General features: G+C 71.8%; 16 protein-coding genes. 7 read left to right on the top strand and 9 right to left on the bottom strand.

Going from position 1 to position 13,532, the window contains the following annotated elements; translation table 11 throughout:
• The first annotated feature begins 35 nt into the window (after positions 1-35).
• From R9X44_RS03380 to R9X44_RS03370, 3 genes are read left to right on the top strand one after another with little or no spacing between them, the layout of a single operon-like run.
• Positions 36-551: a hypothetical protein gene (locus tag R9X44_RS03380; RefSeq protein WP_319812449.1), complete on the top strand. Its 516-nt coding sequence runs from the start codon at positions 36-38 to the stop codon at positions 549-551.
• Between the two features lie 33 nt (positions 552-584).
• Entirely contained in the window at positions 585-1,853 is a 1,269-nt protein-coding gene (locus R9X44_RS03375; RefSeq protein ID WP_319812448.1) for a magnesium transporter MgtE N-terminal domain-containing protein, read from the top strand.
• Complete coding sequence (locus tag R9X44_RS03370; protein ID WP_319812447.1) at positions 1,850-2,347, top strand: DUF1003 domain-containing protein; 498 nt, start codon at positions 1,850-1,852, stop codon at positions 2,345-2,347. The genes R9X44_RS03375 and R9X44_RS03370 overlap by 4 nt, the downstream gene beginning before the upstream one ends.
• On the opposite strand, the gene R9X44_RS03365 is transcribed toward R9X44_RS03370, so the two are convergent.
• Positions 2,323-2,805 carry a MarR family winged helix-turn-helix transcriptional regulator gene (locus R9X44_RS03365; protein ID WP_319812446.1) on the bottom strand — a complete coding sequence of 161 codons (483 nt, stop codon included), beginning with the start codon at positions 2,803-2,805 and terminating at the stop codon, positions 2,323-2,325. The two genes, R9X44_RS03370 and R9X44_RS03365, sit on opposite strands and share 25 nt — an antisense overlap.
• A 114-nt stretch (positions 2,806-2,919) precedes the next feature.
• Between R9X44_RS03365 and R9X44_RS03360 the strand changes: the two genes are divergently transcribed.
• Positions 2,920-4,056 carry an Mrp/NBP35 family ATP-binding protein gene (locus R9X44_RS03360; protein ID WP_319812445.1) on the top strand — a complete coding sequence of 379 codons (1,137 nt, stop codon included), beginning with the start codon at positions 2,920-2,922 and terminating at the stop codon, positions 4,054-4,056.
• A gap of 63 nt (positions 4,057-4,119) precedes the next feature.
• On the opposite strand, the gene R9X44_RS03355 is transcribed toward R9X44_RS03360, so the two are convergent.
• The 4 genes from R9X44_RS03355 to sigE all read right to left on the bottom strand — a co-directional run bounded on the left by R9X44_RS03355 (position 4,120) and on the right by sigE (position 7,402).
• The gene (locus tag R9X44_RS03355) at positions 4,120-4,488 is read right to left on the bottom strand and encodes a sec-independent translocase (protein ID WP_319812444.1); all 369 of its coding nucleotides are present in this window, start codon (positions 4,486-4,488) and stop codon (positions 4,120-4,122) included.
• Between the two features lie 83 nt (positions 4,489-4,571).
• Positions 4,572-6,155 carry a S1C family serine protease gene (locus R9X44_RS03350; RefSeq protein ID WP_319812443.1) on the bottom strand — a complete coding sequence of 528 codons (1,584 nt, stop codon included), beginning with the start codon at positions 6,153-6,155 and terminating at the stop codon, positions 4,572-4,574.
• Positions 6,156-6,239: 84 nt separating this feature from the next.
• Positions 6,240-6,800 carry a zf-HC2 domain-containing protein gene (locus tag R9X44_RS03345; protein WP_319812442.1) on the bottom strand — a complete coding sequence of 187 codons (561 nt, stop codon included), beginning with the start codon at positions 6,798-6,800 and terminating at the stop codon, positions 6,240-6,242.
• Positions 6,797-7,402 (bottom strand): RNA polymerase sigma factor SigE, encoded by a 606-nt coding sequence (sigE, locus tag R9X44_RS03340; RefSeq protein ID WP_319812441.1) that lies wholly within the window; start codon positions 7,400-7,402, stop codon positions 6,797-6,799. Before sigE ends, R9X44_RS03345 begins: the two co-directional genes overlap by 4 nt.
• Before the next feature lie 136 nt (positions 7,403-7,538).
• Here sigE and R9X44_RS03335 point away from each other — a divergent pair, with 136 nt between their 5' ends.
• Both R9X44_RS03335 and R9X44_RS03330 read left to right on the top strand, forming a co-directional pair.
• Positions 7,539-8,159, top strand: coding sequence for an O-methyltransferase (locus tag R9X44_RS03335; protein WP_319812440.1), 621 nt, complete (start codon positions 7,539-7,541; stop codon positions 8,157-8,159).
• Positions 8,152-8,802 (top strand): hypothetical protein, encoded by a 651-nt coding sequence (locus R9X44_RS03330; RefSeq protein WP_319812439.1) that lies wholly within the window; start codon positions 8,152-8,154, stop codon positions 8,800-8,802. Before R9X44_RS03335 ends, R9X44_RS03330 begins: the two co-directional genes overlap by 8 nt.
• 63 nt (positions 8,803-8,865) lie before the next feature.
• Here R9X44_RS03330 and R9X44_RS03325 read toward each other — a convergent pair whose 3' ends face one another.
• The 3 genes from R9X44_RS03325 to R9X44_RS03315 form a co-directional block, all read right to left on the bottom strand.
• Positions 8,866-10,251 carry a leucyl aminopeptidase family protein gene (locus R9X44_RS03325; protein ID WP_319812438.1) on the bottom strand — a complete coding sequence of 462 codons (1,386 nt, stop codon included), beginning with the start codon at positions 10,249-10,251 and terminating at the stop codon, positions 8,866-8,868.
• Positions 10,252-10,371: 120 nt separating this feature from the next.
• Positions 10,372-10,539, bottom strand: a complete 168-nt coding sequence (locus R9X44_RS03320) for a DUF3117 domain-containing protein (protein ID WP_319812437.1) — start codon at positions 10,537-10,539, stop codon at positions 10,372-10,374.
• Positions 10,540-10,661: 122 nt separating this feature from the next.
• On the bottom strand, positions 10,662-11,252 hold the full coding sequence (locus R9X44_RS03315; RefSeq protein WP_319812784.1) for a DNA-3-methyladenine glycosylase I: 591 nt from the start codon (positions 11,250-11,252) through the stop codon (positions 10,662-10,664).
• Positions 11,253-11,784: 532 nt separating this feature from the next.
• On the opposite strand from R9X44_RS03315, the gene R9X44_RS03310 reads away from it, so the two are divergent.
• On the top strand, positions 11,785-12,078 hold the full coding sequence (locus tag R9X44_RS03310) for a hypothetical protein (protein WP_319812436.1): 294 nt from the start codon (positions 11,785-11,787) through the stop codon (positions 12,076-12,078).
• 4 nt (positions 12,079-12,082) lie between these two features.
• Here R9X44_RS03310 and R9X44_RS03305 read toward each other — a convergent pair whose 3' ends face one another.
• Positions 12,083-13,444 carry an alkaline phosphatase PhoX gene (locus tag R9X44_RS03305; protein ID WP_319812435.1) on the bottom strand — a complete coding sequence of 454 codons (1,362 nt, stop codon included), beginning with the start codon at positions 13,442-13,444 and terminating at the stop codon, positions 12,083-12,085.
• Between the last annotated feature and the right edge of the window lie 88 nt (positions 13,445-13,532).

Raw genomic sequence — 13,532 nt, 5'->3', positions numbered from 1 at the left:
CTCCCTGGGGTCCGGTCTCCGCCATGATGGGTCGTATGACGGAGACTCCGGTGGACGCCGAGGCAACGCTGGACGAGGCGATGAAGAAGTCGTCACTCGTCTGGGTCGGGCTGCCTTCGGAGCGGCCGCGTCCGGCCTGGTACGTGTGGTTGAACGGCGCGGCGTACGTGCTCACGGGCGGCGAGGGAGAGCAGCCTCTTCCAGGTCTCCCGGAAGCCACCTCGGCGGAGGTGTCCGTGCGCAGCAAGGACAAGGGCGGCCGCCTGATCACGTGGACGGCCGACGTCGCGGAGGTCGAGCGTGGGTCGCAGGAGTGGGAGGAGCTGATGCCGCACCTGTTCAAGGCCCGGTTGAACGCCGCGCCCGACCACGGTCCTTCGTTCTGGGCGCGTGAGTCCTATCTGATGCGGCTCACCCCGAACGGCGGCTACCCGGAGCTGCCCGGCTCCTACGCCGACTCCCCCGCCGTCCGTACCGTGCCTACCCCCGCGACCAACAAGACGGCCCGCCCGTTCATGGTGGGTGGCCGAGGTCGCAGGGCCGACCGGTGATCGCGGTCCCGTTCCGTGGGTAGCACCACAGTCATGAACTCGGGGCCCTCCAGGGTGTACCTCGCCCGGCTCGCGGGCATCGGCGTCTTCGACCCGATCGGCGACCAGGTCGGACGCGTGCGCGACGTCGTCGTCGCGTTGCGGCCGCTGGAGCGGCCGCGGGTGCTCGGGCTCGTCGTTGACGTGCTGCCCGGCCGTCCGGTCTTCCTGCCGATCACCCGGGTGACCACCTTCGACGCCAAGGCCGTCATCTTCAACGGCAAGCTGAACATGCGCAGGTTCGCCCAGCGGCCCGCCGAGACGCTGGCGATCGCCGAGATGCTCGACCGGCGGGTCGGCGCGGAGGGCGTCGACTACCTGCTTGTCGACCTGGCGATGGAGCCGATGCGCACCCGCGACTGGGAGATCACCAAGGTCGCGGTTCGGCGGGAGAAGGGCTCGCGCAGGGTCCGCGCCGAGACGCTGGTGTTCGACTGGGAGGAGGTCAGCGGCCTCGAGGTGCCCGCCGAGCAGCAGGGCGCGGTCCAGCTGATCACCGCGTTCGAGCGGATGAAGCCCGCCGACCTCGCCAACGTCATGCACGAACTGCCCGCCAAGCGCCGCCGCGAGGTCGCCGCCGCGCTGGACGACGAGCGCCTCGCCGACGTCCTCGAGGAGCTGCCCGAGGACGACCAGGTGGAGATCCTCGGCAGCCTCGACGCCGACCGCGCCGCCGACGTCCTCGAGGCCATGGGCCCCGACGACGCCGCCGACCTCCTCGGCGAGCTGCCCGTCGAGCAGCGGGAGCGGCTCCTTGAGCTGATGGAGCCCGAGGAGGCAGAACCCGTCAGGCGGCTGATGGAGTACGCCGACAACACCGCCGGTGGCCTGATGACGACCGAGGCGGTGATCCTCCCGCCGGACGCGACGGTCGCCGAGGCGCTCGCGCAGATCCGCAACCCCGACCTGAACCCCGCGCTCGCCGCCCAGGTGTACGTGGTCAGGCCGCCGACCGAGACCCCGACCGGCCGCTATCTCGGCACGGTCCACTTCCAGCGGCTGCTGCGCGACCCTCCCTCGACCATGGTCGGCGGGATCGTCGACCGGGCGCTGTCGCCGCTGCGGCCCACGATGCCGCTCGCCGCGGTCTCCGGGCACCTGGCCACCTACAACCTCGTCTCGGCGGCCGTCGTGGACGAGGACGGCCACATGCTCGGCGCGGTGACCATCGACGACGTGCTCGACCATCTGCTTCCCGACGACTGGCGTGAATCGCTCATGGACGACGAGGAAGCCGCCGACGACTCCCGGAGCCGACCGTGACCACGCCACGTTTCCGCCTCGACCAGCCGCGCGACACCCGCAGGGTGCGCGCGCCGCGCTACGACCCCGAGGCTTTCGGGGTGGCCGCCGAGCGGATCGCGCGGTTCCTGGGGACCGCGAAGTTCCTCGTCTACATGACGGTCTTCGTCGCGGTGTGGATCTCGTGGAACATCGTGATGCCGAGTTCGTGGCGGTTCGACCCGTACCCGTTCATCTTCCTGACCCTGATGCTGTCACTCCAGGCGTCCTACGCGGCCCCCCTGATCCTGCTCGCGCAGAACCGCCAGGACGACCGGGACAGGGTGCAGGGCGAGCAGGACAGGGCGCAGGCGGAACGCACGATGGCCGACACCGAGTACCTGTCGAGGGAGATCGCGGGGCTGCGCCTCGGCCTCGGCGAAGTGGCCACCCGCGACTTCATCCGCTCCGAGCTCCAGCAGCTGATCAGGGAGATGCGGGCCGAGGACCGTCAGGCCGACAACGCCACCGGGTAGTCCGGCGCGAGCTTGCGGAGGATCATCTCGAACTGGGCCATCTCGGCGGTGTCGAGGCGGCCGAGGAGGAGTTCGCGCACACCCCTGTGGTGGGTGATCGTCGCGCGGTGCAGCCGGTCGCGGCCAGCGAGGGTGATCACCGCGAACAGGCCGCGGGCGTCGCTGGTGCACGACTCGCGGCGCACCAGGCCGTCGCGCTGGAGCCGGTCGACCAGACGGGTGAGGCCGCTGCGCGACAGCAGGACCCGGTCGGCGAGGTCGTTCATCCGCAGCCGTCCGTCGGGCTGCTCGGCGAGGTGCTGGAGGACGTCGTAGGAGCCGAGCGCGAGATCATGTTCGGCCACGAGATCGTGGTGCAGGTGCCGTGAGATGTGGACCTGGGCGCGCAGCAGGGTGCGCCATACGGTGAGTTCTCTGGTGGTGATCGTCGAGCCGGGGAGTGTGCTCACGTCTGTCACGCAAGCGATGGTAGGCGGCGGACCGTTCCGGAAAGTGGCTGTTCGGTTGCGGTTGCGACACGGTCGGCACGCCCCGCGTTCGCCCGCACTCCCCGCGTTCCATACCATGGACGCATGGCCTCCCCTTTGACGACCGAACAGGTGACCGCGGTCCTCGCCACGGTCCAGGACCCGGAGATCCGACGTCCGATCACCGAGCTCGGCATGGTGAAGAACATCGAGATCGCCGAGGACGGCGCGGTCACCGTCGGCGTCTACCTGACGGTCGCGGGCTGCCCCATGCGCGACCGGATCACCAAGGACGTGACCGACGCCGTCACGCGGATCGGTGCGACGTCCGTCCGGGTCGAACTCGACGTGATGAGCGACGAGCAGCGCAAGGAGCTGCAGACCACGCTGCGCGGCGGCACGCCCGCCAAGGAGATCCCGTTCGCCAAGCCGAGCTCGCTGACCAAGGTGTACGCGGTCGCCAGCGGCAAGGGCGGCGTGGGCAAGTCCTCGGTGACGGTGAACCTCGCGGCGGCCTTCGCCGCGATGGGCCGCAAGGTCGGCGTCGTGGACGCCGACATCTATGGCCACTCCGTGCCGCGCATGCTCGGCGTGGACGACCGCCCGACCAAGGTCGAGGACATGATCATGCCGCCGTCGGCGCATGACGTGAAGGTGATCTCCGTCGGCATGTTCACCCCCGGCAACCAGCCCGTCGTGTGGCGCGGCCCGATGCTGCACCGCGCGCTCCAGCAGTTCCTCGCCGACGTGTACTGGGGCGATCTCGACATCCTGCTGATGGACCTGCCGCCCGGCACCGGCGACATCGCGATCTCCGTCGCGCAGCTGCTGCCGAACGCCGAGATCCTCGTCGTCACCACCCCGCAGCAGGCCGCCGCCGAGGTGGCCGAGCGGGCCGGCGCGATCGCCGCGCAGACCCACCAGCAGGTCGCGGGCGTCATCGAGAACATGTCGTACCTGGTGTGCGACCACTGCGGCGAGCGCCAGAACGTCTTCGGCGAGGGCGGCGGCCAGACCGTCGCCGACGAGCTCACCAAGACGCTCGGCGCGCGGGTCCCGCTGCTCGGCCAGGTGCCGCTCGACGTGCGCCTGCGCGAGGGCGGCGACGCGGGCAAGCCGCTCGTCCTGTCCGACCCCGACGCCCCGGCCGCGGCCGAGCTGCGCCGGATCGCCGAGTCGCTGGCCGGGCGCAGCCGCGGCCTGCTCGGCCGCCAGCTCAGCGTCTCGCCCGCCGGGCGCTGACCCCTCCGTCAAAAAGACCGCCCGTCCTGTGCAGGACGGGCGGTCTTGTCGTCTGTGGGGCGCTCAGGTGGCCTCGGCGTCGAACGGCGGCCGCTCGTCGGCCCCGAGCTTGCGCTCGGACGCCGAGGCGTAGGGCGAGTCGTTGAGCTCCCGGTCGAGGTCCTTCAGGCCGAGGGGGTCGTTCTCGCCCTCGAACAGGTGCTTGCGCACGAAGCTCTTGGGGTTGAGGTCGCGCGGGTCGAAGTCGCGGAACTCGGGGCCGAGGCCCTCCTTGAGGTCGTTCTGCGCCGACTGCGCCATCTGCCGCAGCTGCCGCAGCGCGCGCCCTGCCTGCTGCGCGTAGGTGGGCAGCTTGTCACCGAAGATCACCAAGGCGATGACACCGAGGACCGCCGCCTCGGCCAGACCCACATCGAACAACTGCGCCTCCATGCCGCGGGGGGCCGGGATGTGCTCCCGGCCCCCCTAGAGTATCCGCGCCGCACCGCCCTGAGGACAGGGCCCGCGACCCGATGTCAGCCCTGGCCGAGCGTGACCTTGACCGTCGACTCCTGGCCGCCGCGCCGGTACGTCACCGTGACGGCGTCGCCGGGCGCGTGCGAGGAGATGATCGCCACGAGCGCGTCGGTGGACGTCACGGGCCTGTCGTCGACCTTGAGGATCAGGTCGCCCGGCTTGAGGCCGGCCTGGTCGGCGGGGCCGCCCTTGACGATGCCCTGGGCGCTGTCCAGGATCTGCACGCCGTCACCCTGGTACTGGGTGTTCATGCTGATGCCGATCATCGTCTTCTTGACGGTCTTGCCCTCGATGAGCGCGTCGGCGACCTTGCTCACCTTGTTGATCGGGATGGCGAAGCCGAGGCCGATGCTGCCGCTCTCGCCGCTGCCCTGGCTGAGGCTGGCGATCGCGGTGTTCATGCCGATGACCTTGCCGTCGGCGGCGTTCACCAGCGGGCCGCCGGAGTTGCCCGGGTTGATGGCCGCGTCGGTCTGCAGGGCGGTGATCATGCCGCCGTCGGAGCCGTTCTCGTCGCCGGTGGGCACGACGCGGTCCTTGGCGGAGATGATCCCGGTGGTGACCGAGCCGGTGAGGCCGAGCGGCGAGCCGATCGCGATCACCGGGTCGCCGGGGGCGAGCGCGTCGGAGTCGCCGAGTTCCAGCGCGGGAAGGTCGTGCTGGCCCTGGGTCTTCAGGACCGCGACGTCGTTCTCCGCGGACGTTCCGACGACGGTCGCGGCGACCTCCTTGTCGTCGCTGAACACCACGTTGATGGACGGGGTCCCGCCGCCCCCGGCCTCCACGACGTGGTTGTTGGTGATGATGTAGCCGCCCTTGACGATGAACCCGGTGCCCGAGCCGCCCTCGCCGTTGCCGAGGCTGACCTTGATCGTCACGACGCTGGGCAGCACCTTCTGCGCGATGCCCGCCACGGACTGCGGGTCGCGCGCCTGCTGGCCCGCGCTTCCGCCGCCCCCGCCGATCGAGATCGGCGTGGTGGACGGGGCGTCGTCGGTGGCCACCACCGCGACGCCCGCGCCGACGGCCCCGGCCACCAGGGCGATGATCAGCGCGCCGATCGCGAAGACCCCGACGCCCGGCGTGCGGCGCGGCGCTGCCGCGGGCGGCGGCACCGGCGCCCAGTTGGGCGCGCCCGGACCGCCGGGGACACCGCCCTGACCGCCGGGAGGCGGCGGGGGCGGCGGCTGCATGCCGGGAATGAGCGGCTGCGGCGGCGCGGCGGGCTGGGTGCCCGGCCAGTACGCGCCCTGCCTTGCGGGGGCGAAGCCCGGACGCGGGTCGCCGTAAGGCGGAGGGGCGTCCTGGTAGGGCGGGGGCGCGTCCTGGTAGCGCGGGGGCGGCGGCGCGGACTCCGGCAGCCGCTGCGCGCCCGAGGCCCAGGGTGACTCCTGGGCCTGCTGGCTCTGCTGGCCCTGCGCGGCGAACCCGTCGACCATCGTCGGCTGGGGCGCGTTGGCGGCGGCGGCCGCGCGGGAGACCACAAGCTTGTCGGACGGGGCTGCGGGCGAGTCCGGCGGAGAGAACACCGGTTCGGCCGGAGTCTCCTCCGCAGCCTCGTGCGACCCCTTGTCGTCCGTCATGACCCACTCCTCGACGAGCCTGAGATGTACGGTTTCATGGTCGCCGACCGACCGTGTGTTTGCCGTAAGGCACCCTAAACCGTACTAGCGCTTGGCCTCGTCGAGACGCCTCGGCAGCCGGACCTGGGTGAGGCCGTTGCCACCGGAGACCTGCTGGGTGAAAGAAGGAGTGACGTTCGGCACGCGGGCCGCGGTGGGGGCGACGCTGGAGGCCGTGCCCGCGCCGAGTGCCGCGAGCGTGGCGGCGCCCACGACGAACGAGCGCGCGCGCGGGATGCGCCGCCGGGGGGCGGTGAAGGAGCTCTGTCCGGCGAAGACGCCGGGGCTGCGGGCCGGACGTGTGTCGCGCGGCCTGCGGTAGCGGTCGGGCATCTCGGCCTGGTTCGTCATCATCAGCGCCTGGAAGAAGTCCGGCGCGGGGACGGGGGCCGCGGGGGCCCTGCCCAGGTTGTACAGGCCGATCATGAGATCGGTGCTCGGCGCCGCGCCGCCCAGCGCGCCGAGACGGCGCTTCACGGCGCGCAACGCCTCGACCTCGCCGCGGCACGCGGCGCACAGCACGAGGTGCGCCTGCGCCCGGTCGCGCTCGTCGTGGTCGAGTTCCCCGTCGACCAGCGCGGTCAGACGTTCCCCGAGGCAGCTCACAGAGTGGACCCCTTCTTCTCTGCGGGAGCGCGGTGGGCGAGGGCGGCGCGCAGCTGGGCGCGGCCCCGGTGGATACGGCTGCGCACGGTGCCGATCTTGACCCCGAGCGTCGCCGCGATCTCCTCGTACGACAGGCCCTCGATGTCGCAGAGCACGACGGCGGCCCGGTAGTCCGGCGACAGCGCGTCGAGCGCCGCCTGCACGTCGTCGTCGAAGTTGGTGTCCTCGTACACCTGGGCGGGGGACTTCTCGCGTCCGGCCAGCCTGTCGGCGGCGTCCTCGGCGAGACCCTCGAACCTGATGCGCTGCTTGCGCCGCGCCTGGTCGAGGAAGAGGTTCGTGGTGATCCGGTGCAGCCAGCCCTCGAACGTGCCCGGCGTGTAGTTCGCCAGGGAACGGAAGACGCGGACGAAGACCTCCTGGGTGAGGTCCTCGGCGTCGTGCTGGTTGCCGGTGAGCCGGTACGCGAGCCGGTAGACGCGTAGGGAATGGTCCTTGACGACCTGCTCCCATGAGGGCGGAGACCACTCGGCGGCGGGAGCGTTCTCCCGGCCGACGTCCCTCCCCGCTGCGCCGTGATATGGAATAGCTGAGACCGCCATGGTGTCTCAGATCACCCTTTCCGCTGCTTCGCCAAGGAACCGTGCTCCCTCGGACCGGTGATTTTTAGAACGCATCGGAACGCGCCTTCGTTCCCCGACGGCGCTATCGTCTTCAGCGCGGAGTCGATGTGAGGGCATGGAGGCGGCCATCAACGAGGTGCAGACCTACGGGGAGTGGTTGTCCCCGGAGGATGAGCCGCTGCGCGAGGCCAGACGGCTCGGCGAGGAGTTCTCCGCCGACCCCATCGGCCCCGGCTGCGGGGCGGCGCTGCGCCTTCTGGCGTCGCTCGTCAACGCGCGGACCGTCGTGGAGATCGGCTCCGGGTGCGGGGTGTCGGGGATCTGGCTGCTGCGCGGGATGCACCCCCAGGGCGTCCTCACCAGCGTCGACGTCGAGCCGGAGAACCAGCGGCTGGCCAAGATGGCCTATTCCGACGCAGGATTCGCCGCGGGACGCACCCGCATGATCAGCGGACGCGCCCTCGACGTCCTTCCACGCCTCACCGACGCCGCCTACGACCTCGTCTTCTGTGACGCCGTCCGGCGCGAGTACCCCGACTACCTGGCCGCCGCCCTGCGGCTGCTGCGGCCGGGCGGGGTCGTCGTGTTCGACGACGCGCTGCGCCCCACCTCCGACACCGCCGACGCCGAGGGCGTGGAGACCACCGCCCGGCTGATCGCCGAGGACGACTCCCTCATCCCCCTGCTGCTCCCGGTCGGGAACGGCCTGCTGATTGCGCAGAAGAACCGTGGCTGACACTCCCCCGCGCGCGGGCCAGGACGTCGAGGTAAGGCTCCGCCCCTCCTTCCAGGGCTCCGGGCAGGTCATCGGCGTGGTCATCCTGCTCGCCTGCTCCGTCCTGTTCGTCGTCGGCGGGCTCGCCGACCCCGCGAGCCCGGGCGGGGTGGTGTTCCTCGTGCTCGGCGGCACCGGGATCGTCGCCTTCGGGGCCGTGCTGCTCGTGCTGCTCGGGCATCTGCTCGGCCGCCGTCCGCTGCTCGTCCTTGAGGACGGGGGCGTGCGGGTGCCCGCGAGGTGGCCGATGCCCCGGAGCCGCGACCGGGTGCTGCCGTGGCATGAGGTCGCGTCGGTGTGCGCGTGGACCCAGGGCGTCATGACCGGGCGCGGCGTCTCGCACCAGCTCGCGTTCCTGCCCGTGGCCGACAGCTCCCACGCCGCGCACACGTCGGGCGCGGAGATCCTGCGGGTCAAGACCCAGGGCATGCCGGGCGTCGCGGTGCTGCGCTGGAACGTCGCCACGCTGCCCGGCTGGACCGTCAAGGCCGACGACGTGATCCGCGAGGTGCGCAAGCGGACCGACGTGCCGTTCGAGGACCGGCGCGTCGGGCTGCCGAAGAAGCGCCGCGTAGTGCGCAAAGCTCCCCCGAAGGACGCCTGAAGCCCCGGATCACCGTGATCCGGGGCTTCTCGGGTCTTGCCGGGCCTTTCCGGGTGTTGTCCGTCAGGCGGTCAACCAGTCGAGGAACAGCCGGACGCCGTAGGCGGTGGCCGACGAGCCCGCGCGGGCCGGGCCCGCGACGTCGAGGTGGGCCCACGGGCGCGACCCGGCGAACTTCTCGAGGAACAGCGCCGCCATGATCGAGCCGCCGCCGAATCCGCGCTTTTCGATGTTGGCCACGTCCGCGACGTCCGAGACGATCGCGGGCCGGTAGTCGTCGACGAGCGGCATCCGCCACAGCGGCTCGTCGGCCGACTTCGCGGCGGCCTCCAGCTCGGCGGCGAGGGGCTCGTCGGTGGCGAACAGCGCGCCGTGCTTCAGGCCGAGCGCGACCTTGGCCGCGCCGGTGAGCGTGGCGATGTCGACGACGGCGTCGGGGGCGAGTTCGGCGTCGGCGTAGGCGAGCGCGTCGGCCAGCACGAGGCGGCCCTCGGCGTCGGTGTTCAGGACCTCCGAGGTGAGGCCGCCGTAGTGGCTGATCACGTCGGACGGGCGCATCGCCGAGCCGGACGGCATGTTCTCGGCGGCCGCGACGAGCCCGGTGACCTTGACCCGCACGCCGAGGTCGCGCAGCGCGGACATGACGCCGATGACGACCGCGCCGCCCGCCATGTCGGTCTTCATGGTGGTCATCCCGGCGGCGGGCTTGATCGAGATGCCGCCGGTGTCGAACGTGATGCCCTTGCCGATCAGCACGATGTGCCGGGTCGCGTCCTCGGGCTCGTAGGACAGCTGGATGAGGCGGGGCGGACGGGGCGAGCCGGAGCCGACCGCCAGGAGGCCGCCGAAGCCCTGCGCCTTCAGCTCGTCCTCATCCCACACCCGCACGCCGAGGCCCTTGCCTTCGGCGACGGTACGGGCCTGCTCGGCGAGCCAGGACGGGCCCTTCTCGTTGGAGGGGGTGTTGGTGAGGTCGCGGGCGAGCGCCGCCGCGCGCGCGTAGACCGCGCCGCGCTGGGACGGCTCGGCGCCGACCAGGACGATCTCCCCGGCGGGCTTCTTCTGGTCGCCGGTCTTGAGCTGGTAGTCGTACCCGGCGAGCAGAACGGCCTCGGTGAAGGCGGCGAGATCGCCCTCGGGCGGGATGACGGCGAGCACGTCCTTGCCCTTGGCGCGGGCGGCGAGCGCGGCCCCCGTCTTGCGCAGGTCGGCCGGGGTGCCCTTGCCGATCCCGTACAGCAGCAGTTCGCGGTAGACGCCCTCGACCTGGACCGGGACCGAGACGATCTCTCCGGCCTCGCCCTTGGCCTCGCGGAACTCCAGCAGCTCGGCGGGCACGAACCCGGTGTCGAATCCGGGATCGACGCCCTGCGGAACGGCGAGCACCTGCGCGCCGGGCACCTGGGACAGCGGACCCTCGACGGCGCGGACACCGGTCAGGACGGGCAAGGCGTTCCTCCAGCGAGAAGACTGACGATAGGGAAGATCATCCCGGTGAAAACAAAAGGGTCCCGGGCGGCCCAGAGGGGGGACGCGGCCGGGACCGCTCAGGCAGGTCGGGCAGCCGGACTAGCCGACGACGGCGCCGAGCGCGTCGCCCAGCTCCTTGGCCTCGTCGGGGGTCAGCTCCACCACGAGCCGGCCGCCGCCCTCCAGCGGCACGCGCATGACGATGCCGCGCCCCTCCTTGGTAACTTCGAGCGGACCGTCACCTGTCCGCGGCTTCATCGCCGCCATGCGTGCATCCCCTTCCTTCCCGGCCCAGAGGCCGTTCGGGCCTTGGGAGGCCCGGGCCGCTCCAGCTCCGCGTCTTTCAGTAGTTGACATTATCCCGTGTTCCGGGCGCGAAGTGGTAACGATCAGAGGGGCGAGATCGCTCCCGGACCGGAGAACGGTCTCGCGGGACAGCCCGCGAGATGGTCGTTGACCAGGCCGCATGCCTGCATGAGGGCGTAGGCGGTGGTCGGACCGACAAAGCGGAATCCGGCTTTCTTCAAGGCTTTGGCGAGGTTCTTCGACCCCTCGGTCATGGCGGGGACGTCGGCGGGGGTCCGCGGCGCGGGCGCGTCGGGATCGGCGAAGCCCCACACGAGCCGGGAAAGCCCGTCGGAAAGATCGAGGGCCGCCCGCGCGTTGGCGATCGCGGCCTCGATCTTGCTCCGGTTCCGGACGATCGACGCGTCCGCCATGAGCCGGGCCACGTCCTGCTCGGTGTAGGCGGCGACCGCCACCGGGTCGAAGCCGTCGAAGGCGCGGCGGAACCCTTCGCGCTTGCGCAGGATCGTGATCCAGGACAGGCCCGACTGGAACGCCTCGAGGGACAGGCGCTCGTACAGCCCGACGTCGTCGGTGACCGGACGGCCCCATTCCTGGTCGTGGTAGGCCACGTACTCGGGCGTGGAAGCCGCCCAGGCGCATGCTGTAACGGCTTGCGCGGGCCCTCCTCCCAGCGCCACTCCTGCTTGTCCTGGCTGTTCCACGGCTCCTCCTGACTCTCCCACCGGCCCGTGCCTCCGGAAGTATCCTGCGAGGTCTCGTAGACCTCCCAGGGCTCCAGGGCGGTGCTCCCCGCGCCCCCGCCGAAGTCCGTCAGATCGGTCTTGTGCGGCTCCCCCTCGGCCCGCTCAGGCTCGGGCGGGGCCGCGCGGAGCGTCCTCAGCTCACGCTCGAGACGCGCCACCTGCTCCTCGCGCACCGAAAGCGCGCGGGCGAGCTTGCCGACGGCGTCGTCGGTGACCGCGACGTTGTAGCCCCACGGGCTCTTGGGCAGGCGCAGCAGCACGGCGTCCGCCGAGCGCGGCAGCCGGTCGTCCGGCAGCGAACTGCCCGGGGCGTCGTCGGCGGGCTCGACCAGGGCGCCCCCGCGCCCGAGCGCGAGGAAGACCGTCGCGGCCACCACCGCGAGCGCGGCGAGCAGGAGCACTGCGGGCATCGGGTCCCCTCCGATCGGCGTCGTCCCCCGATCGTGCCATGCTCTGGAGCATGCAGGAGCACGTGCTGTGGACAACCGGCCCGGGAGACCCCGCGGCGCTGATCGACGCGGGCGCGGACCCGTCGGCCGAGGAGGTCCGCGCGCTCCTCGCCCGCGGGCCCGTCCTCGTGCGGCTGTCCGGGACGGGCAGCGGGCCCCTGGCGGCCGCCGCCGTCTACGCCTTCCTCGGCGTGAGCGCGGTCGAGGCCGACGTCGACCCCGGCGAGCTGCGGCAGGTTCTCGACATGGTCGCCGCGATCAAGGGCGCCCGCCCCCCTGCGCTCGGGAAGCGGGCGCTGGCCTAGCGCGCTAGCGGCCGTGGTCGTGGCCGTGCCCGTGGCCGTGGCCGTGGCCGTGGCCGTGGTGGCGGTCGAGCCGCTGCCAGGGGCCGGTGATCGCGAAGGTCGTCCCGGGGCCGTCCTGGCGGTTGCAGAAGAGGGTGCGGCCGTCCGGGGAGAAGGTGACGCCGGTGAACTCGACGTCGTTGAGGGCGTTACGGGCCAGCGCGAACGGGTCGCCCTTGGCGGTAGTGCCCACGAGGTACTGCTCTCCGTCGCCGTCCTCGGCGAGGATGACGCCGCCACCATAGGGGGAGACGGTGATGTTGTCCGGAGAGTCGAACCTTCCGCCGAGCGCGAAGACGAGTTCCAGCTTCAGGGTGGCGCGCTTGGGGTCGTAGCTCCACACCTGTCCCGCGTGCTCGCCCACTGAGCCCGAGGACTTGCGCGCGTAGGAGGCGACGAAGTAGGCGCGGTCGCGTCCCCACCACGCGCCCTCCAGCTTCTGCGCGCGGGTGATGTCGTCGAACTGCCTGCGGGTCGAGGTGACCTTGGCCGACGGGTCGGGCACGTCGACCCAGCGGACGCCGCGCAGCACGGTCCCGGCCTCGGTGACCGCCGAGAGGTCGGGGACGTCGGGCACCTTCATCGCCTGCAGGACGCCGCCCTTGCGGTAGGAGTGGTAGCCGCCGCGCCGGGCCTCGGGACGGAACCGGTAGAAGAGGCCGAAGGGGCCGCTGGCGTCCTCGGTCAGGTAGAGGGTGTCGTCGCGCGGGTCAACGCACACCGCCTCGTGGGCGAAGCGGCCGAGCGGCTCGATGGGCTCGGCGACGGTCTTGCGGCCCGTGGGGTCGACCTCGAAGACCCAGCCGTGGGTCTTGGTCTGGCCGCCGAAGCCCTCGGTCTCCTCACACGTCAGCCAGGTGCCCCACGGGGTGACGCCGCCCGCGCAGTTCGTCGCGGTTCCGGCGAGGCTGACGTACTGGTCGATGACGTCGTTGTGCCGGTTCAGGTGCAGGGTCGTGGTCCCGCCGAAGGCAGCCGGGTCGTACGTCCACTCGGGGCGGGCGACCGCCTTGGTGCCGCTGCCTCCCTGCTCGTGGTTGCGGACGAGCCTCAGGTCGTCGTGGCGGCGTCCGGGGAACGTCGCGCTCCCGTCGTGCTTGCCGGGGACGACGCCGCCGCCGGGCAGCGGGTCTCCCTGCGTCGACAGGATCTTGTACTCGAAGCCCTTGGGCAGGTCAAGGACGCCCTCGGGGTCGGGCAGGAGCGGCCCGTACCCCTGGACGCCCGGGGCCGCGCCCGCCGACGTCGCGAAGACGGAGTCGAGGCTCCCGGCGAGCGCGATGGACACCGCGCCCCCTGCCACAAAACCGCGGCGGGAAACACTCATGGTCACTACCCCCAGTCGGACTTGACGTCTCGGATTGATCACCCGGAGCCTGGTCGACGGGGTTGAACGCGCGGTTTCCGGCGTCCGA

The sequence above is a fragment of the Actinocorallia sp. A-T 12471 genome (assembly GCF_033875155.1).
Lineage (GTDB): Bacteria > Actinomycetota > Actinomycetes > Streptosporangiales > Streptosporangiaceae > Actinocorallia.
The sequence above is the reverse complement of the archived record's forward strand: the minus strand, read 5'-3'. Positions and strand labels throughout refer to the sequence as shown.